Raw genomic sequence first — 26,801 nt, forward strand, 5'->3', positions numbered from 1 at the left:
CGTACTCGTGAATATTGCGATATCAGACGATATGCGCTGATAGCTGTAAAGATGAAAAAAACCAGAGGGCAACACCCTCTGGTTTTTGTATGCATTCAGCGATGGAGGAATCAGAAACCGTAAGCTGATTTCAGCAGTGTGAATACTTTAGTGTTGTCCAGTGTGCCTTTAAACGATTTTGCGCCTGCACCAGTGGCAAACAATTTCACATCACCACCACCATGCGTTTCACTAGCCAGACGAACGCCGGTTTCTTGCAAGTAGTTATCGGCCAATACGGTTGCACTGTCCAGATTCGTACGCAGGTTAGGACGGTTAGGACCGTTACCGAACACCAGTGTGGTGTAGGTATTACCATCGGCATCTTTTGTCGGCTGACCAGTTTTGTAATCGCGGTTAATGTCCAGAATCGGATTGCCGCGTTTGCCGTAGCCATTGAATGCCAGCGTGTGGTCATGATCTGCGGTGACTACGATCAATGTATTGGCCAGCGTCGGATCAGTCAGTTTTGCCTTGTCCAATGCTGCCTTCACAGCATCATCAAATGCGATGGTGTCTGTCAGTGCACGTTTCGCGTTGGTGCCGTGCAATGCATGGTCAATGCGGCCGCCTTCAACCATCAGGAAATAGCCGTTCGAATTTTGCGACAGAATATCCATGGCTTTGGTCGTCATCTCGGCCAGGCTAGGCTGGTTCGCGCCTTCGCCAACCGGTGGTGTCGCAGTGCGGTCGAGTTCATATTCCAGATGACTTTTACTGCTGTACAAACCGATGAATTTTTTATTCGTCGGCGCTGCCAGCATGTCTGCTTTAGTCGCCGCAACGGTGTAGCCTTTGGCTGCGAATTCATTCAGCAGATTGCGGCCATCGGCACGACCGAGTTTTCCAACGCTGGTGTTTGCGTCGTAAGGCAGGAAGTGGTTGCGGCCGCCACCCATCAGCACATCCACACCATCCAGCAAGGCGCTGTTGTAGCCTGCGCCACCTGGCACTGCCTGCGCCGCAATCGCGTATTGCGCATTGCGGTTGCAGATATGCGAGTAAGTTGCGGCTGGTGTTGCATGGGTCAGCTCAGTCGTGGTGATGGAACCAACTGCTTTGCCTTTGGCTTTTGCCAGTTCCAGTATGGTGGGTACCGAAGTGCCGTTACCTGTCGCGGCGCAATTGTTGATACCCAGATTGCCATTCGCATCTTTGCCAGGATTCGTCGCAACGGTGTCGGCAGACATGGAGATGACTTCGTTGTTCATCTTCACGCCTGTCATGTAGGCTGCCATCGATGGTGCGCTGTCGGTCGTCTGCGCATCGTTAGAATAAGTCTTGATACGAGCCGTGCGTTCCAGCTTGTCCATATTCAGGCTGCCATCTTCACCGTATTTAAAAATGCGGGATGCCGTGATGGTTGATGGGCCCATGCCGTCGCCCAAAAAGAAAATAATATTTTTTGCTTCGCCTGCAGCGTTTGCAGCATTGGCAAAAGTCATCGCCAGTGTGGCGGCTAAAAGTGTGCGTTTCATAATCAGTTATCCGTTCTCAACAATGTTGAATAATCACAAGCCAGAGGCCGATTTCACCAGACCGAAGACTTTGGTGTTATCGATCGTACCGAGGAAAGTATCGGCGCCTTTGCCAATCGCACCGAGGAATACGTCAGTACCGCCATGTGTTTCGCTGCCGGCTGCCACGCGTACCACCGCTTCCTGATGGTAGGTATTGGCGCTAGTTGTGGTTTCATCGAGACTGATCATGCTGCTGCGGCTGCCTTGTGTGCGATTTTCACCATTGCCGAAACCGATGATGGAGTACGGTGCACCATCCAGATCTTTTTCGACTGCGCCGGTGACATAGTTTTTCACCACGCCGAGTACACCCGGATTGCCGCTGGCTGTTTTACCGGTACGTTTGGCGTAGCCGTTCAGTACCAGCGTATGGTCATGATCAGCAGTAACGACGATGAGCGTGTTTTTCAGCTCAGGATCGCTGATCTTTGCTTTGGCAATCGCAGCTTTGATTGCATTGTCGAAAGCCACTGTGTCTTGTAATGCTTTCTTGGCGGTTGTTTCATGCAGAGCGTGGTCAATCCGTCCGCCTTCCACCATCAGGAAATAGCCTTTGGAATTTTTCGCTAACACGTCCATCGCTTTGGTGGTCATGTCCGCCAGGCTTGGTTCTTTGGCCGGATCACGATCAAGGTCGTAGCTCATATGGCTGGAAGTAAACAGGCCGAGCAGGCGATCTGTTTTGGTGCCGTCTATCGCATTGAATTCGGTCGCGTTGCTGGCGTAAGCGTAGTTTTTCGCTTTCATTTCAGCGACTAAATCGCGGCCATCAGCACGTTTGCCACCATTTTTAGATGGGGTGAAAAATTGCAGACCGCCGCCCATCAATACGTCCAGACCTGTTGTGCCCAGCGCTGTGTTGTAGCCAGCACCGCCCGGAACGGCTGCTGCAGCAATATCATTTTCCAGATCGCGATGGCAGATATGTGAGTAGGTTGCGGCAGGTGTCGCATGTGTAACGCGGGTTGTCGTGACAACGCCAGCGGACAAACCTTTGGCTTTGGCCAGTTCCAGTAATGTCGTGGCGCTGGTGCCATTTTTGGTGCCGCAATTATTTCCCAGTTTGTTGCCGTTCGCATCAGCTACCGGATCAACTGCGACGGTGTCCGGTGACATGGAAATCACTTCATTATTCATCTTGACGCCAGTCATGTACGCCGACATCGACGGTGCGCTGTCCGTGACCTGTGCATCGTTAGAGAAGGTTTTAACGAACGCGGTTTCTGGCAAGGTATCCATGGTCAGTTCGCCATCTTCACCGACAGAGTAAATACGCGCTGCTGTCATGGTCGTCATGCCCATGCCGTCACCCAGGAAAAAGATCACGTTTTTCGGCGCTTCAGCGACTGGTGCCGGATCGTTTGAGCTGGTGCCGCAACCTGTGACCGAGAGAGTAAGTGCGGCGCCGAGAACAGCGACGTAAAGAGGCTTGAATTTCATTTTCGTTCGTCCAGAGGGGGTTAAAAGTATCCCAATGTAACAAGGCATTATTACCTGTCAGTGACCCAGGCTGAGGATGATACGGACTGTTGTATTCAGCGTCGTTTTCCCGATTTTGCTGAAAAGATGAGGAAGCTGTATGCGTGCTGCTGAGCAGTGCAGGCGCCAGCAATCATTCCTTTTTGATGAAATAAGCGTTAAATATACTGGGGGGAGTATATTTTGACGCCCTTATTTTATAAGGACATCAAGGGTGAAATCATGAAAACGAGGGGGAGTATGCTATTTTTTTGCGCGCGGATGCGCCTGATCATAGACTTTTGCCAGATGCTGAAAGTCGAGCGAGGTATACACCTGCGTCGCGGCAATCGAGCTGTGTCCCAGCATTTCCTGTACCGCGCGTAAATCGCCGGACGATTGCAATACATGCGATGCAAAGGAATGACGCAGCATGTGCGGATGGACGTTGGCTGGTATGTCCAGACTTTGTGCATGGGCTTTGATGCGCAATTGCACAAGACGTGCCGAAATCCGCGTGCCGCGCTCACTCAGAAACAGCGGATGCGGATCGGCTTTGAGCAGACTGCCGCGGATGGCCAGCCAGTCGCGTACGGCTTCCAGCGCTGGCGCGCCGACTGGCACGATGCGTGGCTTGTTGCCTTTACCGGTGACGTGGACTTCGCCTTGATCCAGATCGATCCAGCCTGCCGATGCATAGCCAGGCTCTTGTACGGCAGCGACATCCAGGCCGACCAGTTCGGAAACGCGCAAACCACTCGAATACAAGAGTTCAAACATGGCGCGATTTGCGCGCGGTGTTGCCTCATCGCCACCGCGATGCGACACCAGACGCACGGCATCGTCGGCGCCAAGTGCTTTGGGCAAAGGCTTACTTTTTTTGGGGGCGCGTATGCCTTCGACCGGGTTGCTGCTCAGGTCATGCTGCTCCATCAGCCAACGGTAAAAGCCGCGCCAGCTCGACAATTTGCGAGCGATGCTGCGGGCGTTCAGACCTTGGGCATGGAGTTGTGAGGTAAAGCGGCGGATTTGTGCAGCGTTCAGTTCGGCGATTGCCTGTGAGCCAGCGAATTGCTGCAATTCCCGCAGATCGAGCTCGTAACTACTGAGCGTGTGCGGCGACAACTGGCGCTGACTGCGTAAGACTTCCAGATACTCATGCAGAAAATTGTCGCCAGCGGCAGTCGTTTCCGGTTCTTGAGCTGGCGTTGCCATGGCGACTCCGGTCTGGCGTCAGTGAATTAAATATCGATCAGGCAGGTCAATGCCGCGCTGCTGGTATCGGCGATGTTGACCAGAAAATCGGTGGCCATGTTTTTTGTGTAACGCGCCGGATCGGGCGAACCCAGTACCAGCAAACCGAAGGCTGGTGATGTTGGCGACAGACGCAGCGGCAGCATGGCGATGGATTGTACCGGTGCGCTGGCTTCTATCCAGCTGGCTGCCTCGAAATCCTGATTCGGACCGCAAAACGGCGTTGTCAGGCCTTTCGCAAACAGAATGGCATCTTCGCTGGCGGGCGCAGCAAACCAGGTGTGAGAAAACTCAGGGGCGACATTCCACAGGCGCAAGGTGGCGTGCGGCAGCTGGAAAATATCCTGTAAACCCTGGGTCAGAACAAACGGCAGATCGACATCATTGCGCGCCAGCAGCAGGGCACGCGTCCACGCCTGAAATTTTTTGCTGATGTCGTGATTTTCTTCCGCGATCCGCATTAATTCGGACAATCTGAGTTCCAGTGCGCGATACTTTTCACGCACGACTTCCATTTGTCGTTCTTGCAGAGAAATGGTACGACCCATAACCGGGCTCGTCAGTTTGACGGCACTCAGTAATTCTGCGTGCTCTTCAAAAAAATCCGGATTCTGGATCAGGTAGGTTGCGATGTCAGTTGAATTCATTACATTGATCAGAGATTAATTTCGCCTTCGAAGACCGTGACTGCCGGGCCGCTGAGCATAACAGAGCTGCCTTCGCCTTGCCACGCGATAGAGAGTTCGCCGCCATGGGTGGTGACGCGAACCGGGCTGTCGAGCAAGCCGCGCCGTATACCTGCGACAACCGCCGCGCAGGCACCGGTACCACAGGCCAGCGTCTCGCCCGCACCGCGTTCATACACGCGCAAGCGGATATGATGACGATCGTTAATTTGCATAAAACCAGCATTCACGCGCTTGGGGAAACGCGGATGATGTTCGATCACAGGGCCATCGGCCGCGACCGGAAAAGTCTCCGCATTATCAACCACCTGTACCGCGTGGGGATTGCCCATCGAGACCACAGAAACAGAGACGGTTTTGCCATTCACATCGAGTGGCCACAACACATCATCGGCCGCAGGAATCGCAGTCAGTCCAGAATTGTCGAAAGGAACTTTTGCCGGTTCCAGTATCGGTGCGCCCATATCGACGGTGATGCTGCCGTCACTTTCCATGCGCGGAGCGATGATGCCGGACATGGTTTCAACACGGATGGTCGATTTGTCGGTGAGTTTTTTCTCAATGACGAAGCGCACGAAAGCGCGTGAGCCATTACCGCATTGCTCGACTTCGCCGCCGTCGGCGTTATAAATGCGGTAGCGGAAATCAACATCCGGCGTGTCGGATTTTTCGACGACCAGAATCTGATCTGCACCGATGCCAAAGCGGCGGTCAGCGATATGCTGCCACTGTTCGCGGGTGAATTGTATCTGCTGATTAATCGCATCGATCACGACAAAATCATTGCCGGCGCCATGCATTTTGGTGAATTTGAGTTTCATGGATGCATTATATCGCGGGATAAGCGCGATGATGCGCCCGATGCTGTGATTTAGCTGCCGTCGGCTTTATATACGCCGCAACCCAAAACAATGTCACTCGTCACCGCTTCGATATACGAAGTTTTACCTTCGACTTTATTCGAGACAGGATTCAGGATGGTGTAATCGACCCAGCCACCCGATGCCGGCAGGCTGAACGCATCGGCCACCAGTTTGCGGCCATCGAGGCCCGTCAGTTGGAACAGATTCAGTTTCAGTTTTTCTGCATTACCGCCGAATGCCAGATACTGGCCATCCCGGTTGAAGGCAAACACATACATGTCTTTGTGGCTGAAATAGTGGTCTTTATCGCCGGTGATTTCTGCTAATGCAGCCCTGCCTTTACGTTGGAACAGTTCGATCGCTTTCTTGACCATCAGATAGGCTTCGTCAGCCGTACCCTGTCTGAGGTGGAAGCTGGCGACGGCTTTGGTCAGATAGGCGGCACGCTGTTCGAGATGAATCGCGGTGCTGCGCGCTTGTTCTGCCATACCGCCGTTACTTTGTGTGATTTCATCGAGATGCTTCAGCGCTTCAGAAATTTGCGCCAGACCATTGCTTTGCTCCTCTGACGCGCTGGATATTTCGTTAATATTGCCCGCCAGATCGCGTATGCCAGAGACGATGTTATTGAGTGTGGTGTTGACGTCGTTGATCTGACCGACGCCATGTTTGACCTGATGTACCGATTGATCGATCAGATCACGGATTTGTTTTGCCGCGTCAGCACTGCGCTGCGCCAGACTGCGGACTTCGGTTGCCACCACGGCAAAGCCGCGCCCTTGTTCACCGGCGCGCGCTGCTTCAACCGCTGCATTCAGCGCGAGTATATTGGTTTGAAAAGCGATGCCATCGATCATGCTGATGATTTCATGCATCTTCAGCGCACTTTGTTGTATGCCCTGCATAGACGTTACTGCGGCGTGCATCGCGTCACCGCTGGAAGCTGCAATCTGACTCAGATTCGAGGCCAGATGATCTACTTCGCGGGCGCTTTCAGCATTTTTTTTTACTGTTACCGACAGGTCTTCGACACTCGCCGTTGTTTCTTCTAGGCTGGACGCTTGCTGTTCGGTTCTGACTGCCAGATCACCGATATCGCTGGCCAGATTCTGTCCAAGCTGTGACACCTTGCTCGCATTCGTGCGTACATTTGCTACCAGACCCGACAGGCTCAGATTCATAGTTTCAAGGGTATTGCCGGTTTCCGCCAGTTCATCTGTGCCGTCGATATGTATTTGCTTGGTCAGGTCACCGGAAGACACCGACAACGCGGATTCACGCACGGCGTGCAGCGCTTGCATAAAGCCGCGATAAAATCCCACTAACAGGTAAGATACCGTCAAAAATAAAAACACCAGAACGGTAAAGATCAGATTTCTGCGGAAGCTTTGTTTTGCCACGCGTTCGCTGAGCAGGTCAGTCAGTCGCTGATGCAATTGCTGTTGCAGTCTGACGGATTTTTCGATGGCCTGCGTCCCTTGTTCGAAATAGCTGCTGGCGTCACCGCTGACGTTCTCTCCCAGCAAATTTTGCCTTGCCAGTACGGCGAATTCCTCACTCGCTTTGATGCTTGCCTGCTGCTCAGTCGGGACGGTTTCGCCAGCCCGTTTCAGTTGTTGTTCCAGATCGTTGACCGCTTTGATTGCGGTCTGTAAAGCACTCAGGCGCGAGACTATGGCCGCTTTACCGGAAAAATCGATCGTACCTGATTTGATATAACCGGCACCCAGGCCCCGCAGCAGAGCCACTTGTTCTATCCATGTGGGAATCTTGATGATGGCGGCATCCATCAGGAAATAAGTGGCAGCTTCGGGGTCAAAAAATAAGCCACTACGTTCACTCGCATACAAAGAGAAATCCTGAATTTTGGCAATCAGACTGGTGTGCTGAGCGAGGCTGGCGGCGGACGTTTCTGCGATCTGCCCGGCTGCCAACTGGCGTAATTCGGTTTCCAGCGGTTTCCAGTTATCGGCGAGCTTGAATTCGGGGTTGGTGACGATTTCCTGACTCAGTCGTGACAGGCTATCCGACAAGGCTTTTCTGGTTGTCGCCAGATCGGCATCAATATTCCCGCCAGATAATTTCAGATTGACCTGGCCGCGATGTTTTTGGGTCTGGATCATCACATCCATAACCTGACGGTTGATCTGTATGCCACCCAGCTCATTTTGCGCGACTTCAACATCCGCCTGCATTTTCGACAACATGTACATGACCAGCAGCAGCGTCGGCAGCATCAAGACGATAAACATCGACAGCAGTTTGGTGCGCAAGCTGAGCTTGCTCATCATGGCGGCACTTGGCCGCATGAGCGTGGACAGCAATTTGTCTCTTGAGGCAGGCATAGTTTTTTTCGTTGGATTAAAAGCGCTCTTGCATTTTCCCAGAAAAGAACCGGCAGAACATTGTCTTCAATGGAAAAACAACAATAACAGCCCGATTACAGCACGATACAGCTGTATAGATGATAGCTTAAAAAACAGGCTATATTGTTTCTCTCAGGAACCAGTACACTTTATCTCACTGTCAGTCGTACTGTACTGGTATTTTTGTGCGTGACTGTGCATGGGGACGTACCATGCTGCATGCTAATGTGCGACCAGAATTAAAAAGTATATGATTCACTCACAAGGTGATTCTGATTAGTGGCAAATACCAATGCCATACAAAAAAAGCACGGAGACCCCATGAATGCACCTCTCAGACCCGAGCAGCAGGCGCTGATCGATAATTCTATTTCCCTCGACGATAAATTCACGCTGGAGCGCGGACGCGCTTTCATGACCGGCACCCAGGCCTTATTGCGCCTGATGATGTTGCAACGGCAGGCGGATGAAAAAGCCGGACTCAATACGGCTGGCTTTATTACCGGCTATCGCGGTTCGCCTTTGGGCAACGTCGATCTGACCGCCAGTAAAGCGAAGAAATATCTGGAAAAAGCGCACGTCAAATTCCATCCTGGTGTGAATGAAGATCTGGCGGCAACCTCGGTATGGGGTACGCAGCAGGTGAATTTATTCCCGGGGGCGAAATACGATGGCGTGTTTGCGATGTGGTACGGCAAAGGTCCGGGTGTTGATCGCTGCGGTGACGTGTTTAAACATGCGAATCTGGCGGGAACATCGAAACATGGTGGTGTACTGGTCATTGCCGGTGATGACCATGCTGCAAAATCGTCTACCGCGGCACATCAGTCTGAACATATTCTGAAAGCATGTGGCATTCCGGTGTTATATCCATCGTCGGTACAAGAATATCTGGATTATGGCTTACATGGTATTGCCCTTTCGCGCTACACCGGCCTCTGGGTCTCGATGAAATGTGTGACCGAAGTAGTGGAATCCGGCGCTTCCGTCGATATTGATCCTGAACGGATCAAGCCAATTATTCCCGGCGATTTCCAGATGCCTGCTGATGGCATCAGCATACGCACGCCCGATCCTGTGCTCGCGCAAGAGTCGCGCATGATCAATTACAAATGGTACGGCGCATTAGCCTATGCCCGCGCCAATAAACTGAATCAGATCATCTGGGATAGTCCGCGTGCCCGAGTCGGCATTATCACCGCAGGTAAATCGTATCTCGACACCCGCCAGGCGCTGGCGGATCTGGGCATCGATGAGCAGGCGGCGGCCGACATCGGCATCCGTCTGTATAAAATCGGCATGACCTGGCCGCTGGAATCGCAAGGTGTGCGCGAATTTGCCAAAGGTCTGGATGAAATTCTGGTGGTCGAAGAGAAGCGTCAGATTCTCGAATACGCGCTCAAAGAAGAACTGTATAACTGGCAGGATGATGTGCGTCCACGCGTGGTCGGCAAGTTTGACGATACCGGTGAATGGAGCGATCTCGATCATACCGGTCATGGCGACTGGCTACTGCCTGCGACGTATGAACTCAGCCCGGCGCAGATCGCCCGCGCGATTGCATCCCGTATCACCAAGTATTTTTCCGGCCATCCGGTCGAGCAACGCGTCAAACAGCGTGTCGCTTATCTGGAAGCCAAAGAGGCAATGCTGAACGTTGCTGCAAAACCTGATCCAAACAAAGATCGCGTCCCGCATTTCTGTTCAGGTTGCCCACACAATACCTCGACCAAGTTGCCAGAAGGCAGCCGTGCATTAGCGGGTATCGGTTGTCATTACATGGTGACGTGGATGAATCGCGAATCGACGATCTTCAGTCACATGGGCGGTGAAGGTGTGACCTGGGTAGGTCAGGCACCGTTCACGAATGAAAAGCATGTATTCAGTAATCTGGGTGATGGTACCTATTTCCATTCTGGTTTGCTGGCGATACGCGCGGCGGTTGCCGGGCATGTGAATATCACCTACAAAATTTTATTTAACGACGCCGTTGCGATGACGGGTGGTCAGGAATTTGACGGCCCGCTGGACCCCGGCATGATTTCACGCCAGATTGCGGCAGAAGGTGTCACACCGATTATCGTCGTGACCGATGAACCGGAAAAATATCCGGCCAATTACAACTGGGCTCCCGGCGTGACCGTGCGCCATCGTAGCGAACTCGATGCGGTACAGCGCGAGCTGCGCGAAATCGAAGGCGTGTCTGCGATGATTTACGATCAGACCTGTGCGTCTGAGAAGCGTCGCCGCCGGAAAAAATTTGACAAGGATGGCAAGCCTGGTTTCCCTGACCCAGCCAAACGCGCTGTGATCAATGAAGCTGTCTGTGAAGGTTGCGGCGATTGTTCGGTGCAATCAAACTGCCTGTCGGTCGAACCGCTGGAAACCGAGTTTGGGCGCAAGCGTCAGATCAATCAATCGTCATGCAACAAGGATTATTCTTGTGTGAACGGCTTCTGTCCAAGTTTCGTCACCGTCGAAGGCGGCAAGCTGAAAAAGCCAGCGAAGGCCAAAGTAGAACAAGGGACTGCGCTCGATGTTGCCAGCTTGCCTGCACCGGCTTTACCTGCAACGAAAGAACCACTGAACGTACTGGTGACCGGTATCGGCGGCACTGGCGTGATCACGATTGGTCAGATCATGGCGATGGCAGCGCATCTCGAAGGCAAGGCGTGTTCCGTACTCGATATCACCGGTCTGGCGCAAAAAGGCGGCGCGGTCATGTCGCATGTGCGTCTTGCGGACAATGCTGCCGATTTGCATTCCACCCGTGTTGGTACTGGCATGGCGGATCTGGTGATCGGTTGCGACGAAGTCGTGACCGCCAGCCGTGATGCGCTGTCGCGTATGGGCGAAGGGCGTACCCGTGCGGTGGTCAACTCATCCATTTCACCAACCTCGACATTTATCAAAAATCCTGACTGGACTTTCCCGGGCGAGAGCGCGGAAGCCGAAATCCGTCATTCCTGCGGTGAAGACCGCGTCGATATGGTTGACGCCACCCGCATGGCAACGGCACTGATGGGTGACAACATTGCTTCGAATATGTTCATGCTGGGTTTTGCATGGCAAAAAGGCTGCGTGCCTCTGAGTGAAGCTGGGTTGATGCGCGCAATTGAACTCAATGGCGTCGCGATCGACTTCAATAAGCAGGCATTTAACTGGGGACGTATCGCAGCGCATGATCTGGCGGCGGTGAAAAAGCTGGTGGCTCCGGCACAGGTGATTGAGCTGAAACGCGCACCGACACTGGATGACATCATCACCAAACGGATTGCTTTCCTGACGGATTATCAGGACGCTGCTTATGTTTTGCAATACAGTGACTTCGTTAATAAAGTCAAAGCGGCGGAGGCTGCGATTGCCGATGGTAAGCCATTACGTCTGACCGAGGCAGTGGCAAAATATCTGTTCAAACTGATGGCGTACAAAGATGAGTACGAGGTCGCACGTCTGTACACCGATGGCAAGTTCCAGAAAAAAATTGCTGATATGTTTGAGGGAGATTACGCGGTTCACTTCCACCTCGCACCGCCGTTGTTTGCCAAACACGATGCGCAGGGACACCTGATCAAGCAACATTATGGGCCGTGGATGATGAAAGTATTTAGTGTGCTGGCGAAGATGAAATCTTTGCGTGGCAGTATGTTCGATGTATTTGGATATACAGCAGAACGCAGAACCGAACGTGCGCTGGTGATTGAATACAAACAGACGATACTGCAACTGTTGCCGTTGCTGAATGCAGGTAATCTCGCCAGTGCGGTTGCAGTTGCCAGTGTGCCCGAAGATATTCGCGGTTACGGTCATGTCAAAGAACGTCATTTGCTTGCCGCTAAAAATAAACAAGCGACATTGCTGGCGGAATTTAATACGGTCGCGACGCCGCAAAAAGCAGCGTAGTTCTGACTACTTAAAAGAATGGTCGACGCAAGTCGGCCATTTTTTATTTCCTGATCCGGAAAAAGTGCAGGTAGCCAGCGCTCTGCTTTACAATGCACCCGACATTCAAAGGAGTACATTTTGTCCACGATTAAACAAAAGCTTGCCACCATACCTGAGGGCTCGGCAGCCCTGTTTTTTATTCAGATATTTGCGACACTCGGTTTCGCTGTGTTGTATTCGACACTGGTGCTGTACGCAACCAAGAAATTGAATTTTTCCGTCAAAGAAGCCACGGCCATCATGGGCGTGTTTGGCGCCTTTAATTACGGGTTGCATTTATTCGGCGGCTATCTTGGCGGACGCTTTATCAGCAACCGTAATCTGTTCGTCGGCGGCATGGTATTGCAGGTGTTGGGCTGCGGCTGTATTTCTTTAGGCAGTGCCGAGCAACTGTACTGGGGGCTGGGATTATTCCTGACCGGCAGTGGTCTGAATGTGACCTGCATCAACATGATGCTGACCCAGCGCTTCAAGCCCGAAGACGACAGACGCGAGAGTGCGTTTCTGTGGAATTACGCGGGGATGAATCTCGGCTTTTTTGTCGGCTTCAGTGCTGCCGGACACTTTCAGTTACTGGAAGATTATGCCGGTCTGTTTGTCTTTGCGACGATAGGTAACTTTATAGCGATTGTGCTGGCGTTGTTGAACTGGAAGCGGTTGGTCGATCTGAATACGCCGTTGTTGCAGGCAACGCCAACGGAATTCAAAAAACGTCTGGCGGTCGGGCTGGCGATTTTGTTTGGCCTGGTACCGGTGATTTATTTCATGCTGCATAAAGCCGAGCTGACCGGTAATCTGGTGCTGATCATCAGTGTCTGTATCGCCTTGGTCATCGCCTATCTGACATTCAGACACAAGGATCAGCGCGAACAAAAAAACATGTCTGCGTACATTTTGCTGACCATAGGTTCACTGGTGTTCTGGACTTTGTATCAGATGGCACCGATGGGCTTGCAACTGTTTGCGGTGAATAATGTGGACCGCATGGTCTGGGGCATAGAAATCGCGCCGCAATGGATACAAAACATCAATAGCTTCGTCATTATGGTCGGTGGCCCGCTGATGGCGATGCTGTTCAAAAACTTACGCGATAAAGGCTGGCAGATTGATGTGCCGATGCAGTTTTCTGCCGCATTATTACTGATTGGTATTGGCTTTCTGGTGCTGCCTCTGGGCATAGGTTTTGCTGCCAGCAACGGTCTGGTGGCATTCCGCTGGATATTCATCAGCTACCTGTTGCAAAGCGTAGCTGAGCTGCTGATTTCACCGGTTGGTTATGCCATGATAGGGCGCCTTGCACCAGCGAAGTATCAGGGTGTAATGATGGGCACATGGATGCTGACGACGGGCACGGCATCAATACTCGCCAGCTATTTTTCCGGCATGATTCCTGAGGCCAGCGAAGGCATGGCAGCGTCGACGAATCCGACATATCAGCATATTTTTTCCATGCTGGGCTGGGGCGCTGTCGGCGTTGGCGTTGTCTTGATTTTGCTGATTCCTTTCTTGCGCAAACTGATTACTAAAGGCGCTGATCAGGAGGCGACAGCATGAAACCGCATCACTGGATCAGTATTGCCGCAATCAATATGATTATTGCAGTCGGTGCCGGGGCATTTGGTGCGCACGGCCTGAAATCCGTGTTGAGTGCCGACATGCTGGCGATCTGGCAGACGGCAGTGCAATATCAGATGGTGCATGCACTGGGCTTGCTGGGATTAAGCCTGTTGCAGGCGCAGTGGAATGAGCGTTTGCTACGGTATGCAGCGTGGACGATGTTGTCCGGCATCGTTATTTTCAGTGGCAGCCTGTATGCGCTGGCGTTGTCTGGTTTGCGCATACTCGGTGCGATTACGCCGGTGGGCGGCGTCGCATTTTTGCTGAGTTGGGCAATGCTGGCGCGGTGCGCTTACCGCCGTCAGCATTGATGTTCGATGCCGTCACAATCTGGCCGCCGGATAGCGTGTCAGATTGTGATCTGATGACAGTGCTTGCTAAGACTGGCGGGTGAAGCGGCAAAGCTTACTCGCCATTTTTTTCGACTGCGCGTTGGTAGGCAGGGCGTGCTTCTATCATATCGACAAAACGCGTCAGATTCGGAAACGCCTCGCGTCCGGCACTTCTGACGCCGATTTGCACGACAAAAGATAGCTGGACATCTGCTCCGGTGAGTTCATTACCGACGAAGAAATCGCGCCCTTCTAATTCCGCATTCAAATAGCCAAGATGATTGGCGATTTCGCTGTTGATGCGTGGATGCAATGGAGCACCTGCCTCGCCGAGCCGACTGACGTACAACTTCAGCAGCAAAGGCAGCATGGCCGATCCTTCGGCATAGTGCATGAATTGCAGATAGCGGTAGTAATCAGTCGAGCCTTTTTCCGGTACGAATTTGCCGTTGCCATATTCAGCGATCAGGTATTCCAGAATCGCGCCGGATTCGATCAGAATTTCTTCTTTATCGCGCAGCACCGGTGCTTTTCCCAGTGGGTGAATTTTCTTGAGTTCCGGCGGTGCGAGCCGGGTTTGCGGATCGCGGTCATAGCTGATCACCGCATATTCCTGGCCTAATTCTTCCAGCATCCAGGTGATACGACGTGAACGGGATTCTTTCAGGTGGTGAACTTCAATCATAGTAATCCTCAGGGGTAAAAAGAGAATGCTGATTATGCCGATATTTCCGCATCCTCGTTGGCATCAGCGTGAAATGGCTGTTTCTTCGTTCATTTTTTTTCTGGCATAGGGTAGCTGGCGACGCTGATGTTGCCGTCTTTATCGACTGCTTGTACGCCAAAGAAATAATTGTCCTTGGATTTCCCTTTGACGGTATAGGAGAGGACATTCCCCACCATCACGCCGCCTTGCCAGACGCTGCTGGTCGTGTCTCGCCAGACAATGCGGTAACCCGCAAGATCGGCTTCGGTATTGGCATCCCAGCGCATGCTGGTGTCATTTTCGAGTTGTGAGGTTTTCATCTGCACCTGTGCCGGTGCCGCAGGTGCGAGCGCCAGGCTGGCCAGTGCAGCCGCGTTAACGCGGGCAACATTTGCGGTGTAATCGGTATCGACAAATTCAGGTAAGTCACCCAGCTGCACGCCGTTTTCCACACGGACATTCTGATGCTGATGATGGAAATCTTCATTTGGTTCAGTAAAGCGCAGCGCTGCGTAACCCTGTTCGAGGAAAGGGATATGATCGCCACCACGCAGATAACGATCGCGTCGATGGATGATATTCACAGTGAAGCCAGGCACATAGCGTTCACCGGTTTCTTTGACGTGGCGTGCCAGTTGGCGGGAAATTGAATCGCTCTCACCACCCGTGGCAATCAGATTGCGGGTCGCGTCCGGTAATTCTTTGACGGCGGGTATCCCTTCTGCAAACAGGCGCACCGACTTGTTATCGATCTCGCCGTGTTCCGAGCGCGAGCTGCCGATAATGTCATTCGTGAACATGCCAGCGATATTCAGATTTTTTTCTCTGGCTTGTTTCGCCCAGTGTGTTGCGCCATACAGCCCTTGCTCTTCCGCAGCGACCGCCATGAAAACGATGCTCGCATCAAAGCGATGTTGTGCCATCACACAGGCCATTTCCATCACGGCGGCAGTGCCTGACGCATCATCATTCGCGCCAGGCGCAAACGACGTGGCATCCATTACATCAGTGGCGCGCGAATCATAATGCCCGCTGACGACGTAATAACGGCCGGGGTCTGTTTTCCCCTTCAGGGTCGCGACCACATTCACAATTTCGGTCGGTTTGCTGATACGGCGGCCGCCTGCTTCGACATAGCTGTCGAATTGCACATCAAGTTGACCAGCACCACAGCGCTCGAGTTCTGCTTTGATCCAGCGTCTTGCCGCGCCGATGCCGACAGTATCTGACTGCGTTTCTGACATCGTATGACGTGTATGAAAGCTGACCAGTTTGCGGACGTAACTGTCAATCCGTTGCGCCGAGATCTGTTGCACTATCTTTGTTATTTGCGGCTTTGTTTCATTGATGTTTAGTTCGGCGATCTGGGCTGACGCTGGTAGTGCGAAGGCCAGCAATGTGATACTGAGCAGCACGGAATGAGTCAACGGTGATTGAGGCATGGTGCATATTCCCAAAAAATAAGAGAAAAAATACGTGGATGGTGTTGAGCAGATATTACGCGAAACCACACTGGCAAGCAGAGACGACATATTTTTTGCGCCAGCACAAATCTGGTGCAAATGTCGTCTGCATGACTGCGCTGCAACATGCTTTAACGCTAACATAGACTTTCGCAGGAGACCGACTACTAATTAACACCAAAGAGAGTGCTACAACATGATGTCTGTACAGGAATTGTATCGTCAAAAACATCTTTCCCCGGAAGATGCCATCAACCAAGTTAAGGATGGCGATTTCATCGTCGTACCAACAGGCGTTGGTGAGCCGCCCGCTTTATTGTCCGCCTTATCGGCACAACGCCGCCGCTTTCACGATGTGAAGGTGGCGCAGATTTTACCAATCAGAAAATTCGACTATTTTGATCCTTCGACGGCAGAGCATGTCCGTCATGTTTCTTTCTTTTTTGGTGCGGCTTCCCGCGCTGGCGGGCAAGCGGGCGACATCGATTTCATCCCCAGCTATTTTTCTGAAATGCCGATGCTGATAGAGCGTGGCATGATCCCTTCCGATGTGGTGTTCACGCTGGCTTCTCCTATGGATGAGCATGGTTACTTTTCGCTGAGTCTGGCGGCCGATTACACCATGGCGGCGATTGCCAAAGCGCGTGCGGTGGTGCTGGAAGTGAATCCCAATGTACCGTTTGCGAATGGTTCCTGCCACATTCATATTTCTCAGGTGGCGGCGCTGGTTGAAAGCAATCAAGCCGTCACCGAAGTCGGTCTGCCAGTAATCGGCCCTGTGCAGGAGGCTATCGGCAAATACGTTGCCGATATGATTGATGATGGTTCGACCTTGCAGATCGGTTACGGTGGCATTCCGGATGCGGTGGTGATGCAACTTACCAACAAGCACGATCTTGGCATTCATACAGAAATGATCGGTGACGGCATACTGACACTGGTGGAAAGTGGTGCCGTCACTAACCGCAAAAAGACATTCATGCCGGGAAAAATGATTGCTACTTTTGCGCTTGGTTCAAAAAAGTTGTATCAGTTCATCCACCGCAATCCGGCACTGGAAATGCATCCGGTGGACTTTACCAATGATCCATATCTGGCCGCCAAAAATGACAAGCTGATCGCGATTAACGCGACCTTGCAAATTGACTTGCTGGGACAGTGCGGATCGGAAAGTCTGGGGCCAGTACCGTATTCGGGCACTGGCGGGCAGGTCGATTTTGTGCGGGCGGCGAACCGTTCCCGCGATGGCAAGGCGTTCATCGTCTTACCCGCAACGGCGAAAGATGACAGCATCACCCGTATCGTGCCGATGCTGACTCCGGGCACGCATGTCACGACCGGCAAAAACGATATTAACTACGTTGTCACCGAATTCGGTGTTGCGCAGTTACGCGGTAAATCGGCGAAGCAACGTGCGCAGGAAATGATCGCGATTGCTCACCCGGATTTCCGCGCAGAATTAACACAGGAAGCCAGGCGCTTACATCTGCTGTAAGTGCGATGATTGTCGCCAGCCTTTGCCTGATTAAACGCCCCTGATTCGATGCGCCTGCTGGCATGAAAATGTCTTGCAAGCCTTATTTTATGCGGGGTTTTCTTTTAAGCGATGCGCGATAAAAAATCTGTTCCGATTACCATGATTTATCGTGATTTGAGCAAAGGAACAGAAAGCATAGCTTATAATTGCTTAAATTTTAACAATAGAGACGTTCGGCTGGCTTGCCAGCCTGCGTCAGTCACAGCGATGCGCGCATCCTGTAATCGATTAATTAATCAGGTAACGAGAATGAATAAATTACTGAGTGTGCTGATTTTGTCTATGGCTTTTCCTATGATCAGTGCGGCGCAGACGCCGGTGTTCAAATGTGAGGTCGATGGCCGCGTCGTCTGGTCGGATAGCCCATGCAAAGGTAAAGGCAAAGTAGTGCAGGTGAAATCCGTTGCTTCGTCCGAAAAGAAAAAGAATGGTGAAGCTGCCGGAGCCCCGCCGGAGGCAAGAAAGTAAATTGAGCTTGCTACGCGGTGTGCTGACTGCATATTCATGGAAAAATTTGATGATGCTGATTAAATCAAATCAGCATCCCGCAAATTTGTTGTCTCGGGAATGACGCAGTCTCGTCCCAACATACGGGCGGACGATGAATGATCTCTGATCCAGAATCCGCTTTTCGCTGCTGTCACTTGCGGCTACACTGACGCTCTTTGTCCAGATCGTCTTGCCGGAGCCCATCTATGAAAACCTCATCTTTACGTCGTACTGTTATTGCTGGTTTGTTGCTGGCGACGACGCTACCTGCGAGTGCCGGTTGGCTGGATATTTTCCGCAAAGGTAAAACAGTGGCCGGTTCCGGCAATATCCAGAAACAAGTCAGAGTCGTGAGTGGATTTAACGAAATTGCGCTCGATCTTCCCGCGTATCTGGAATTGCGTCAGGGAGAAAAAGAAGGCGTCGAGATCGAGACCGATGATAATTTACAGAGCCTGATTGAAGTCGTGGTGGAAAGCGGCGCGTTACAAATACGGCCGCAGCAGAAAAATGTTTACCCTGACAGTAAAGCGCTGAAGATTACGGTGTTTCTGAAAAATCTGGCGGAGCTGAAAATCAGCGGCTGGGGTAAGGTAAATGCGGAAAAATTACACATTCCCGGTCTGCATATTGCGGTCAGTGGTTCCGGCGATGTGCGGATACAGGATTTGCGTACCGAGATACTGGAAATCGATATCAGCGGCAGCGGCAGCTTCAGTGCCGCCGGAACTTCAACGGAAATCAGCGGGAAAATCGGAGGCTCCGGCTCGTTGCTGATGGATACGCTGGAGGCCAACGATGTGCGTATCCGCATCGGTGGTTCCGGCCATGTCCGTACCTGGGTTCATAATAAGCTGGATGTGACTGTCGGCGGCTCCGGCGAAATCGAATATTACGGTGATCCCGCCGTTACCAAAACCATCGGTGGTTCTGGTCGTCTGATTCGACTGGGCAGCGCGCCGCACTAATCACCGCTGTCGGGCAATGCTATTCTTCCGGTAAGAAACTGCACAGGCAAAAGGCGATGCGTCCTATAATCTTGCTCTCTTAATGAATTGTTTTTTTCTGTCATCAATGAGTGTCCGTCACCGCGTTTCTCTGGCTGTCCTGAGTCTCTTTATCTTGTTAGCAGGTGCTTTGTTTCTGGGTTTGGCGATCGCCTGGGCACCAGACAAATCAGTCGATGACCTGAAACAAAAATGGGCACCCGCACCTTCAAAATTCATTGATGTTCATGGTTTGCAAGTGCATGTCCGCGACGAAGGCCTGGCGGATGATCCCGTTCCGGTGATGCTGATCCATGGCACCTCATCCAGCCTGCATACCTGGGAACCGTGGGTGAAAGCCCTGAAAGCAGAACGCCGCGTGATCACCATGGATTTACCCGGTTTTGGTCTGACCGGGCCGAATCAGGAAGGTGACTACAGCACGAAAGCGTACGTGCGCTTTATTCTGGATCTGATGGATAGCTTGCATCTGTCTAAAGTCGTGTTGGGTGGTAACTCGCTCGGTGGCGAAATTGCCTGGGAAGTCGCTGCCGCTGCACCGGCGCGGGTCGATAAACTGATTCTGGTGGATGCAGCAGGTTACGCGTTCACACCAAAATCGATACCGGTTGGTTTTCAGATTGCGCGCATGCCTATGATGTCGTGGGTGATGGATCACTGCCTGCCGCGCTCTATGGTTGAATCCAGCGTCAAGAATGTTTATGCGCGTCCGGAAAAAGTTACGCCAGCCTTAGTTGATCGCTATGAAGCGATGATGCTGCGCGAAGGAAACCGCCCCGCTTTACGTCAGCGCATCAGCCAGCTTGCCATCGGCGATCATGCTGAACTGATCAAAACGATCCGTGTACCGACCCTGATACTCTGGGGCGGCAAAGATCAGTTGATACCGCCGGAAAACGCAGAGTGGTTTCAGCGTGATATTGCCAACAGTAAGCTGATTATGTTTGATGAACTCGGTCATGTTCCGCAGGAAGAAAATCCCGTCGTCACCGTCGCTGCGGTTCGCATATTTTTACAGTAATCTGAGGAGCCCGTTATGTCTGCTTTTCGCCTGTGTATTTCTTACGCTCTTGTCGCGCTGAGTTTGCTTGGTACCGGTATTGCGGGCGCCGAAGATGTGATAGCCGAAGGAAAGAAAATCTTCAATCAGAAAGCCGAGCCGAAATGTGCAATGTGCCATAGCCTGAAACATGCGGATTCGTATGCAGAAGGCGGCCCCGACCTGGACGAGCTGAAGCCGGATGCGGTACGGGTGGAAAAAGCAGTGCGTAACGGCATAGGTGAAATGCCGGTGATTACCGGATTGACTGATGCAGAAATCAAACTGGTGGCGCGCTATCTGGCGGAAGTCGCTGGTAAGAAATAAGCTGGCAAAAAATAATTCAGTGCAATCTGCACAGACCTGCAGAAGCACAAACCCAATATCTGCGCTCGTTCTGATCGGCCAAAATAAAAGCGGCAGACAACAAAAAGCCCACCATACGGTGGGCAATCCATTCATTGCAGTGACTCGTCAGCAACCCATGCTATCTGCGTGGTGCCACTGACTGTAACAATGCCCGTGCTATCTGCGCGGTGCTTGTCGTGGTGAGTCACTTTTTTCTGCGTTGTCAGTCAATACTGACAACCTCAGAGGGCAAAACGAATGCGTACCTTCGCAAGATCGACCAACGCATTTTTTCATGATGCACACGCATCAGTAAAAAAGAGATGGACGATTGCATAGCAAAAAGCAGATGCTTTCCAGTGAAACTCACTGATCAACTACGCCATTTTCCGATAACCCATACTATCTGTATGGTGCCACCAGCCGGTGAGAATTGATTGCCGCCAGAGTGCACTGCGTGAGAGCAGCGTACTGGTATGCGAAGGCTTGCTGTAACGGTCAGACTTTGTTCATCAGCAACCCATGCTATCTGCATGGTGTCACTGGCCGGTATTGCAGAACAAATTTTTCATCACAGCAAAAACGGTTGGCGCTGTTCTGGCAAGCATCGCCTGCCGGAATATGCCGGGAGACTTTAAGCCAGAATCTGGATATTGCCTGCTTTGTCGCCTTTAGGGCCTGTCGTGCGTTCAAAAGAAACGCGCTGATTTTCGCTCAGACTTTTGAAGCCGCTCGATTGAATGTCCTGAAAGTGGGCGAACAAATCTGCACCACCTGCATCAGGAGCGATGAAGCCGAAGCCCTTAGCGTCGTTGAACCATTTTACGATACCTGTTTGAGTACTCATGTTTTTATTCCTTTACGTGAAACATAGGCGAAATTGCCTTGGAGGCACTTGAAACCAAGAAATAAAACCGGAGGAGAAAAAACAGAACAGCCAGAGGATACAGCTATGCGGAATTGGGACCAACAATATAAGGACTTGATGCAAGTACGGAACGGAATATACACGGGAAAACAACAAACACCAAACTTTATTTTTAATCCGATCTGGCATTGATCACAAAAAAGAGCATTCTTCCACCACAAAAAAATGCCAGCTTTTCATAGACAAAAACAGGCTCTGCATCTGGTGTTTAAGTGCTTGTTTTTATTACGAAAATTAATTGAAAATATTTTTCATTGTTGGTGATTCATATGATTTTTCCGTGGTGTTTTTTATATTCCATATATCTTTTTCATCTTTTCTAAGTGAAAAAAGGTCGTTGGGCAGCCAGCCCTCAGCACGTAGCATGAATCTCCATCGCTGCAGTCATTTTCTGACTGCGTTATCAGGCGTTCGTTATCAGGCGTCCGTTTTGCCAATTACAAAGAGGTTTATTCATGCGTGCGTATCAAACTTTTTCTATTCCCGTTCCCCGCCGTTCCATCAGTCTGCTGATCGGCGCTTTATTCAGCGGTCTGGTGGCTCCGGCTTCGGCTGTGTATGCGCAACAAGCCGAAATCGCTGCGGCCGATACCGTGATCGTCACCGGCACGCGCAGCATCAAGCGCACGGTTTCTGATTCCGAAGCACCTATCGATATTCTGACCAGTAAAGATTTGCAGGCCAGCGGCACCGGTGAATTAGGTACTGCCTTAAGCCACTTGCTGCCTTCCTTGAATTTCCCGCGTCCGGCGGTCGCTGACGGCACTTCTGCGAGTCGTCCGGCACAATTGCGCGGCTTGTCACCGGATCAGACGCTGGTGCTGGTGAATGGCAAGCGCTGGCACACGACGGCGATTGTCAACGTCAACGGCACGGCAGGGCGGGGTTCTTCGCCGGCTGATCTGAATACCATTCCTATTTCTGCGATTGAAAAAGTCGAAGTGCTGCGTGATGGCGCAGCGGCGCAATATGGTTCTGATGCGATTGCCGGTGTGATCAACATCATCCTCAAAAAAGGTGCGGCGGGCGGCGAGTTACAAGCAGGTGGCGGCCAATACAGCAAGGGTGACGGTACGCAAGGTGCGCTGAGCGCCAACTTCGGTACTCAATTGGGCGACAAAGGCTGGGTACGTTTTACCGCAGAACAAAAATATCAGGGCGAAACCAACCGCGCCGGTGCTGATTTGCGTAATCCTGCCGAGCCTTTGTATGGCAAGGTCACGCAGAAACAAGGCGACCCGAAAGTACAGCAAACTAATCTGGGGCTGAATGCGTCTTTGCCGCTGAATAATGATCTGGAACTGTATGCGTTTGCGAATGTCAGCCAGCGTGATTCCGATGCGGCCGCAACCTGGCGCACGGCTTACACCAGCGGCACGACTTTGCGTTCGCCACTGTATCCACAAGGCTTTTTACCGAATGAAGCAGCAAAAAATACCGATGTTTCCACCGTGGTCGGGATCAAAGGGCGGGCTGATGGCTGGCGCTGGGATGCGAGTGCCAATTACGGTTCGAATGAATTCAGTCTCGATGTGAATAACAGCGTCAACCTCAGTTTAGGTGCTGCCAGCCCGACCAGTTTTTACGCCGGTAAGTTGAAAAATTCGCAGACATTGGCAAACTTTGATGCGGCCAAAGAATTTGAATTTGCCGGTCTGGCGAACCCGCTGACATTGGCGGTTGGTGCCGAATACCGGCGCGATCAATATGAGATCAGCGCCGGTGAGCCGAACTCGTATTTCGGCAGCGGTGCGCAGGGTTTCTCCGGTTTCCAGCCATCGAATGCAGGCAGCTTTAACCGTCACAGCACGTCGGTGTATGCGAACGTTGAAGCCGAGCTGACAAAACAACTCAGCGCTTCAGTCGCAGTGCGGCATGAAAATTACAGCGATTTCGGCAGCGTCACTTCCGGCAAATTATCGGGCCGTTTTGCTGTGACACCGGAATTTGCGTTGCGTGGCGCGGCGTCCAATGGTTTCCGCGCACCATCGTTAGCACAGCAAAATTACACGATCTCGACCACCAATCTGATCACCATTAACGGCACCTCGCAACTGGTCGATACCGGCACCTTTGGCGTTGCCACTGCTGCGGCAAAAGCCTTAGGCGCGAAGCCGCTGGAAGCTGAAAAATCGCGCAACTATAGTCTGGGTGCGGTATTGCAGCCGAATAAAAATGTATCGCTGAGCGTCGATGCGTATCAGATCGATATTGATAACCGCATTTTGTATTCCGGTAATCTGGTGTTGCCAGCAGCCTTGCAAAGTGTGTTGGCGAAACAGGGCGTGCTGGTCGGCGCTGCACGTTATTTCACGAATGCGCTGGATTCGCAAACGCGCGGTGTGGATATTGTCGGCACGTATCAGCTGAGCCTGACGGGCAGCGATAAACTTGGGCTGACCCTTGGCTACAACCATAACAAAACTACCGTCAGCCATGTGGCGGCGAATCCGGCGGTGCTGGTACAAAATAATCTGTTGCTGATTGATCGGCAATCGCTGTTGCGCGCGACTGATTCTGCACCGAAAGATAAGCTGACACTCAGTGCTGATTATGCGGTCAATCAATGGACGGCGCGTGCGCAGGCAACCCGTTACGGCAGCTTCGTTTCACCGCAAAATAATGCGACGCTGGATCAGACTTATGGTGCGAATGTGGTGGTCGATATTTCTGCCAGCTATCGCATCGGCAAGTGGACGCTGACTGGTGGCATCGACAACCTGGGTGACAAATATCCGGATCAGGTGACATCAACCGGGAACCTGAATACCGGCGGCACTTTGCCTTACAGCACCTTCTCGCCGTATGGTTTCAATGGTCGTTATTTCTATGCGAAGGCAGCTTACGCCTGGTAATTTTCAGGTCAGCAGTCAGAAAAAAAAGCCGGAAAAATTTCCGGCTTTTTTTCTGCATTTTTATACATTTAGGGGGAGTATATGGCGATTTGGCATTATTCTCAGCGTCAATGCTGGCCTTTAAAATATACTCCCCCCAGTATTTTTTGGCCAAAAATGCCGTTTTTGCGCCTGTTTTCAGCATATTTTTAGCCTGCGTTCAGTTTGTCTGCGACAAGAATTCGCGCAGATATTCCAGCAGTATCTGCGGCTGTTCGAGTGGCGACATGTGGCCGCAATCGTCGATGATGCGGAAAGTCGGATCCGGCAGCGCGGCGACGATATCTTCGGCTTCCTGCAAACGGCGCATCTGATCTTCGCGGCTGGCGACGACCAGCACCGGGCAAAAAATCTGCGCGCAATCGGCATGCCCGTCTTGCCGGATGATGCTTAACTGCTGCATAAAAATATCTGCGCCCAGAGTCAGCGACATCGCCTGCAGATGTTGCAGCAACACCTGATTGTCGTTACGTGCCGGATGCAGCGCGCGCTTGAGTGCAGTGACGGTCTGTCCTTTATATGGAAAGACTTTCAGCATCTTGATTTGCTGCTGATTGCGGGTGATTTCTTCGGCGCTGGTGGCGCGCGCCGAGGTGTTCAGTAACACCAGCTGACTGACGCGTTGCGGCGCTTTCGCAGCAATACGGCGGGCGACATAACCGCCAAGAGAAAAGCCGATAAGCACACATTTTTCCGGCAAATCTGCGATGATACGATCCGCCATTGCGTCAATATCGGTGCCCTGATTCAGATCCGCAAACGACACCGTGCCGAGTTGCTGCAAGCCGCCCAGCACATCCTGCCACAGGCTCGCGTCGCACATGAAGCCGGGAATCAGTACGATATGGCGTGGTGTTGTGGCGGCGCTTTCTGAGCTGTGCGCGATATTCATTTCTGAGGCTGTCATGACTGCGATTTTATTTCATTCAATGCGGCTGTGGTGATGTCGTTTGCCGCGCCGAATGCATAACGCTGCACCAGTTGAAACGGCGCGCCCGGTGCGCTTTCTGTGAACAGCGCGAGGCCATTCAGCTGCAAAGGCGCATCGATCTTAAAGAAGTTTTGCGCTGCCTGACAGATCGCCGCTGCCTGATCCGCATGAGCTGACTGATGCAATGCATCGGTCAACGTCATATGAAAACGGAACTCTTCTTCTGTGTACGGATAACCCCAGCGCTGCAACAGCTGCATTTGCCGGTCGCTGAGCGGATGTCGCTGGCGGCGCGCGATGTCGGCGGCACTCAGCGGTGCGCGGAAGTGATCGAAGCTGCTGACGCAATCCATCGCCAGACGATGTATCGCGCTGACGTCGCCATGCGGACGCAGTGCCAGAAAATTCCCCATCCATTCGACTCGCGGTGCCGGAATCATCAGGCTGTGCTGTTGTTGGCAAAAATCGCGCAAGGCCGCGTCGAGTTGCGTGTGTGTGCAGCCTTCAGCGAGCCTGAACGGTGCTTTCAGCGTCGCATGAAAACCGTAACGACGGGCGTCGCTGGTCAGGGTGTGAAATTCTGTGGCAGTCACGTTGCTTAATGCCGGTTGCGGCAGAGTGGTTGCCAACGCCGGATCACGTCCCAGCCAATGGCAGCCAGCCTGCCACCATGGGCTGCTTTGCTCCGGCGCAAAATACAGCGCATAACGTGCTTGAGGTTTGGGGGTATTACTGGACTCGTTCATCAGTCGTTTTTCTCACATTTTTTCATGTTCATTTTGTTCGCTATCCCGCATGACGCAACATTGTGGCGACATCGTGAGCGCTCATGTAGCCACCGTTCCTCAATACAGGACACAAAGTAAGCGTATTTTCAGAAGAATATTTTGTGTCTGATATGACATAGTATGCGGTGAATGCGTTGTCATTCATCATTCTTATTCCATCTGAAAACCGGGAGAACTCATGATAGATCACCTCAGCACTTATGCGACAGATTATCCGGCCACAAAATTATTTTATGAAGCGGCTTTTGCGCCATTGGGATATACCCTGCAAATGGAATTTGTCGCTGAGTGGAATGCCGATTTTCCTACCCAGCGGATGTGCGCGTTTGGTGTGAATGGAAAGCCGACATTCTGGATTATCGAAACCAAAGAAAAATCGACGCCACGGCATGTCGCTTTCAGTGCTGCGTCCCGCAATGCCGTCGATCAATTCTATGCGCAGGCGATGACGCATGGCGGCAAAGACAATGGACAACCCGGTCTGCGCCCGCATTATCATGAAAATTACTACGGTGCTTTCACGATAGACCCTGACGGGAATAACGTCGAAGCCGTGTGCCATGCACCGGTGTGAATCACACGTGCAGTAAA

21 protein-coding genes are annotated in these 26,801 nt (G+C 52.0%); 10 read left to right on the top strand and 11 right to left on the bottom strand.

Annotated elements, in window-relative coordinates:
* Positions 1–110: 110 nt before the first annotated feature.
* The 6 genes from H8K38_RS08555 to H8K38_RS08580 all read right to left on the bottom strand — a co-directional run bounded on the left by H8K38_RS08555 (position 111) and on the right by H8K38_RS08580 (position 8,165).
* On the bottom strand, positions 111–1,517 hold the full coding sequence (locus H8K38_RS08555; protein WP_186884399.1) for an alkaline phosphatase: 1,407 nt from the start codon (positions 1,515–1,517) through the stop codon (positions 111–113).
* 33 nt (positions 1,518–1,550) lie between these two features.
* Positions 1,551–2,999, bottom strand: coding sequence for an alkaline phosphatase (locus tag H8K38_RS08560; protein WP_186884400.1), 1,449 nt, complete (start codon positions 2,997–2,999; stop codon positions 1,551–1,553).
* Between the two features lie 282 nt (positions 3,000–3,281).
* Positions 3,282–4,232, bottom strand: a complete 951-nt coding sequence (gene xerC / locus H8K38_RS08565; protein ID WP_186884401.1) for a tyrosine recombinase XerC — start codon at positions 4,230–4,232, stop codon at positions 3,282–3,284.
* Between the two features lie 26 nt (positions 4,233–4,258).
* Positions 4,259–4,918 (bottom strand): DUF484 family protein, encoded by a 660-nt coding sequence (locus tag H8K38_RS08570; protein WP_370527173.1) that lies wholly within the window; start codon positions 4,916–4,918, stop codon positions 4,259–4,261.
* A gap of 8 nt (positions 4,919–4,926) precedes the next feature.
* The gene (dapF, locus tag H8K38_RS08575) at positions 4,927–5,778 is read right to left on the bottom strand and encodes a diaminopimelate epimerase (protein ID WP_186884402.1); all 852 of its coding nucleotides are present in this window, start codon (positions 5,776–5,778) and stop codon (positions 4,927–4,929) included.
* 50 nt (positions 5,779–5,828) lie between these two features.
* Entirely contained in the window at positions 5,829–8,165 is a 2,337-nt protein-coding gene (locus H8K38_RS08580) for a methyl-accepting chemotaxis protein (RefSeq protein WP_186884403.1), read from the bottom strand.
* Between the two features lie 342 nt (positions 8,166–8,507).
* On the opposite strand from H8K38_RS08580, the gene H8K38_RS08585 reads away from it, so the two are divergent.
* The 3 genes from H8K38_RS08585 to H8K38_RS08595 all read left to right on the top strand — a co-directional run bounded on the left by H8K38_RS08585 (position 8,508) and on the right by H8K38_RS08595 (position 14,059).
* Positions 8,508–12,089: an indolepyruvate ferredoxin oxidoreductase family protein gene (locus H8K38_RS08585; RefSeq protein WP_186884404.1), complete on the top strand. Its 3,582-nt coding sequence runs from the start codon at positions 8,508–8,510 to the stop codon at positions 12,087–12,089.
* Positions 12,090–12,209: 120 nt separating this feature from the next.
* Positions 12,210–13,685 (top strand): peptide MFS transporter, encoded by a 1,476-nt coding sequence (locus H8K38_RS08590; RefSeq protein WP_186884405.1) that lies wholly within the window; start codon positions 12,210–12,212, stop codon positions 13,683–13,685.
* On the top strand, positions 13,682–14,059 hold the full coding sequence (locus H8K38_RS08595; protein ID WP_186884406.1) for a DUF423 domain-containing protein: 378 nt from the start codon (positions 13,682–13,684) through the stop codon (positions 14,057–14,059). The genes H8K38_RS08590 and H8K38_RS08595 overlap by 4 nt, the downstream gene beginning before the upstream one ends.
* A 94-nt stretch (positions 14,060–14,153) precedes the next feature.
* Here H8K38_RS08595 and H8K38_RS08600 read toward each other — a convergent pair whose 3' ends face one another.
* The gene (locus H8K38_RS08600; protein ID WP_186884407.1) at positions 14,154–14,765 is read right to left on the bottom strand and encodes a glutathione S-transferase family protein; all 612 of its coding nucleotides are present in this window, start codon (positions 14,763–14,765) and stop codon (positions 14,154–14,156) included.
* 89 nt (positions 14,766–14,854) lie between these two features.
* Positions 14,855–16,228: a M20/M25/M40 family metallo-hydrolase gene (locus tag H8K38_RS08605; protein WP_186884408.1), complete on the bottom strand. Its 1,374-nt coding sequence runs from the start codon at positions 16,226–16,228 to the stop codon at positions 14,855–14,857.
* Positions 16,229–16,448: 220 nt separating this feature from the next.
* Here H8K38_RS08605 and H8K38_RS08610 point away from each other — a divergent pair, with 220 nt between their 5' ends.
* The 5 genes from H8K38_RS08610 to H8K38_RS08630 all read left to right on the top strand — a co-directional run bounded on the left by H8K38_RS08610 (position 16,449) and on the right by H8K38_RS08630 (position 20,648).
* Positions 16,449–17,744, top strand: a complete 1,296-nt coding sequence (locus H8K38_RS08610; protein ID WP_186884603.1) for an acetyl-CoA hydrolase/transferase family protein — start codon at positions 16,449–16,451, stop codon at positions 17,742–17,744.
* Between the two features lie 291 nt (positions 17,745–18,035).
* Positions 18,036–18,254, top strand: a complete 219-nt coding sequence (locus H8K38_RS08615; RefSeq protein WP_186884409.1) for a DUF4124 domain-containing protein — start codon at positions 18,036–18,038, stop codon at positions 18,252–18,254.
* Between the two features lie 227 nt (positions 18,255–18,481).
* Positions 18,482–19,243, top strand: coding sequence for a head GIN domain-containing protein (locus H8K38_RS08620; protein ID WP_186884410.1), 762 nt, complete (start codon positions 18,482–18,484; stop codon positions 19,241–19,243).
* 106 nt (positions 19,244–19,349) lie between these two features.
* A complete protein-coding gene (locus H8K38_RS08625) occupies positions 19,350–20,303 on the top strand; it encodes an alpha/beta fold hydrolase (RefSeq protein WP_186884411.1) in 954 nt (317 codons plus the stop codon).
* Between the two features lie 15 nt (positions 20,304–20,318).
* Positions 20,319–20,648, top strand: a complete 330-nt coding sequence (locus tag H8K38_RS08630; protein WP_186884412.1) for a cytochrome c — start codon at positions 20,319–20,321, stop codon at positions 20,646–20,648.
* Between the two features lie 655 nt (positions 20,649–21,303).
* On the opposite strand, the gene H8K38_RS08635 is transcribed toward H8K38_RS08630, so the two are convergent.
* On the bottom strand, positions 21,304–21,516 hold the full coding sequence (locus H8K38_RS08635) for a cold-shock protein (protein WP_186884413.1): 213 nt from the start codon (positions 21,514–21,516) through the stop codon (positions 21,304–21,306).
* Positions 21,517–22,052: 536 nt separating this feature from the next.
* Here H8K38_RS08635 and H8K38_RS08640 point away from each other — a divergent pair.
* A complete protein-coding gene (locus H8K38_RS08640; RefSeq protein WP_186884414.1) occupies positions 22,053–24,452 on the top strand; it encodes a TonB-dependent siderophore receptor in 2,400 nt (799 codons plus the stop codon).
* 199 nt (positions 24,453–24,651) lie between these two features.
* Here H8K38_RS08640 and H8K38_RS08645 read toward each other — a convergent pair whose 3' ends face one another.
* Together H8K38_RS08645 and H8K38_RS08650 are read right to left on the bottom strand one after the other, a co-directional pair.
* On the bottom strand, positions 24,652–25,398 hold the full coding sequence (locus tag H8K38_RS08645; RefSeq protein WP_186884415.1) for an alpha/beta fold hydrolase: 747 nt from the start codon (positions 25,396–25,398) through the stop codon (positions 24,652–24,654).
* Positions 25,395–26,168 carry a DUF1045 domain-containing protein gene (locus tag H8K38_RS08650; RefSeq protein WP_186884416.1) on the bottom strand — a complete coding sequence of 258 codons (774 nt, stop codon included), beginning with the start codon at positions 26,166–26,168 and terminating at the stop codon, positions 25,395–25,397. The genes H8K38_RS08645 and H8K38_RS08650 overlap by 4 nt, the downstream gene beginning before the upstream one ends.
* A 220-nt stretch (positions 26,169–26,388) precedes the next feature.
* On the opposite strand from H8K38_RS08650, the gene H8K38_RS08655 reads away from it, so the two are divergent.
* Positions 26,389–26,784 (top strand): VOC family protein, encoded by a 396-nt coding sequence (locus H8K38_RS08655; RefSeq protein WP_186884417.1) that lies wholly within the window; start codon positions 26,389–26,391, stop codon positions 26,782–26,784.
* Positions 26,785–26,801: the final 17 nt, after the last annotated feature.

Source organism: Undibacterium sp. FT79W (assembly GCF_014284215.1).
GTDB classification, from domain to species: Bacteria; Pseudomonadota; Gammaproteobacteria; order Burkholderiales; family Burkholderiaceae_D; genus Undibacterium; species Undibacterium aquatile.

Bases quoted from the DNA above. Each gene is read 5' to 3' on its own strand.
- H8K38_RS08555 (WP_186884399.1), bottom strand. From the start codon at position 1,517: ATGAAACGCACACTTTTAGCCGCCACACTGGCGATGACTTTTGCCAAT.
- H8K38_RS08560 (WP_186884400.1), bottom strand. From the start codon at position 2,999: ATGAAATTCAAGCCTCTTTACGTCGCTGTTCTCGGCGCCGCACTTACT.
- xerC (WP_186884401.1), bottom strand. From the start codon at position 4,232: ATGGCAACGCCAGCTCAAGAACCGGAAACGACTGCCGCTGGCGACAAT.
- H8K38_RS08570 (WP_370527173.1), bottom strand. From the start codon at position 4,918: ATGAATTCAACTGACATCGCAACCTACCTGATCCAGAATCCGGATTTT.
- dapF (WP_186884402.1), bottom strand. From the start codon at position 5,778: ATGAAACTCAAATTCACCAAAATGCATGGCGCCGGCAATGATTTTGTC.
- H8K38_RS08580 (WP_186884403.1), bottom strand. From the start codon at position 8,165: ATGCCTGCCTCAAGAGACAAATTGCTGTCCACGCTCATGCGGCCAAGT.
- H8K38_RS08585 (WP_186884404.1), top strand. From the start codon at position 8,508: ATGAATGCACCTCTCAGACCCGAGCAGCAGGCGCTGATCGATAATTCT.
- H8K38_RS08595 (WP_186884406.1), top strand. From the start codon at position 13,682: ATGAAACCGCATCACTGGATCAGTATTGCCGCAATCAATATGATTATT.
- H8K38_RS08600 (WP_186884407.1), bottom strand. From the start codon at position 14,765: ATGATTGAAGTTCACCACCTGAAAGAATCCCGTTCACGTCGTATCACC.
- H8K38_RS08605 (WP_186884408.1), bottom strand. From the start codon at position 16,228: ATGCCTCAATCACCGTTGACTCATTCCGTGCTGCTCAGTATCACATTG.
- H8K38_RS08610 (WP_186884603.1), top strand. From the start codon at position 16,449: ATGTCTGTACAGGAATTGTATCGTCAAAAACATCTTTCCCCGGAAGAT.
- H8K38_RS08615 (WP_186884409.1), top strand. From the start codon at position 18,036: ATGAATAAATTACTGAGTGTGCTGATTTTGTCTATGGCTTTTCCTATG.
- H8K38_RS08620 (WP_186884410.1), top strand. From the start codon at position 18,482: ATGAAAACCTCATCTTTACGTCGTACTGTTATTGCTGGTTTGTTGCTG.
- H8K38_RS08625 (WP_186884411.1), top strand. From the start codon at position 19,350: ATGAGTGTCCGTCACCGCGTTTCTCTGGCTGTCCTGAGTCTCTTTATC.
- H8K38_RS08630 (WP_186884412.1), top strand. From the start codon at position 20,319: ATGTCTGCTTTTCGCCTGTGTATTTCTTACGCTCTTGTCGCGCTGAGT.
- H8K38_RS08635 (WP_186884413.1), bottom strand. From the start codon at position 21,516: ATGAGTACTCAAACAGGTATCGTAAAATGGTTCAACGACGCTAAGGGC.
- H8K38_RS08640 (WP_186884414.1), top strand. From the start codon at position 22,053: ATGCGTGCGTATCAAACTTTTTCTATTCCCGTTCCCCGCCGTTCCATC.
- H8K38_RS08645 (WP_186884415.1), bottom strand. From the start codon at position 25,398: ATGACAGCCTCAGAAATGAATATCGCGCACAGCTCAGAAAGCGCCGCC.
- H8K38_RS08650 (WP_186884416.1), bottom strand. From the start codon at position 26,168: ATGAACGAGTCCAGTAATACCCCCAAACCTCAAGCACGTTATGCGCTG.
- H8K38_RS08655 (WP_186884417.1), top strand. From the start codon at position 26,389: ATGATAGATCACCTCAGCACTTATGCGACAGATTATCCGGCCACAAAA.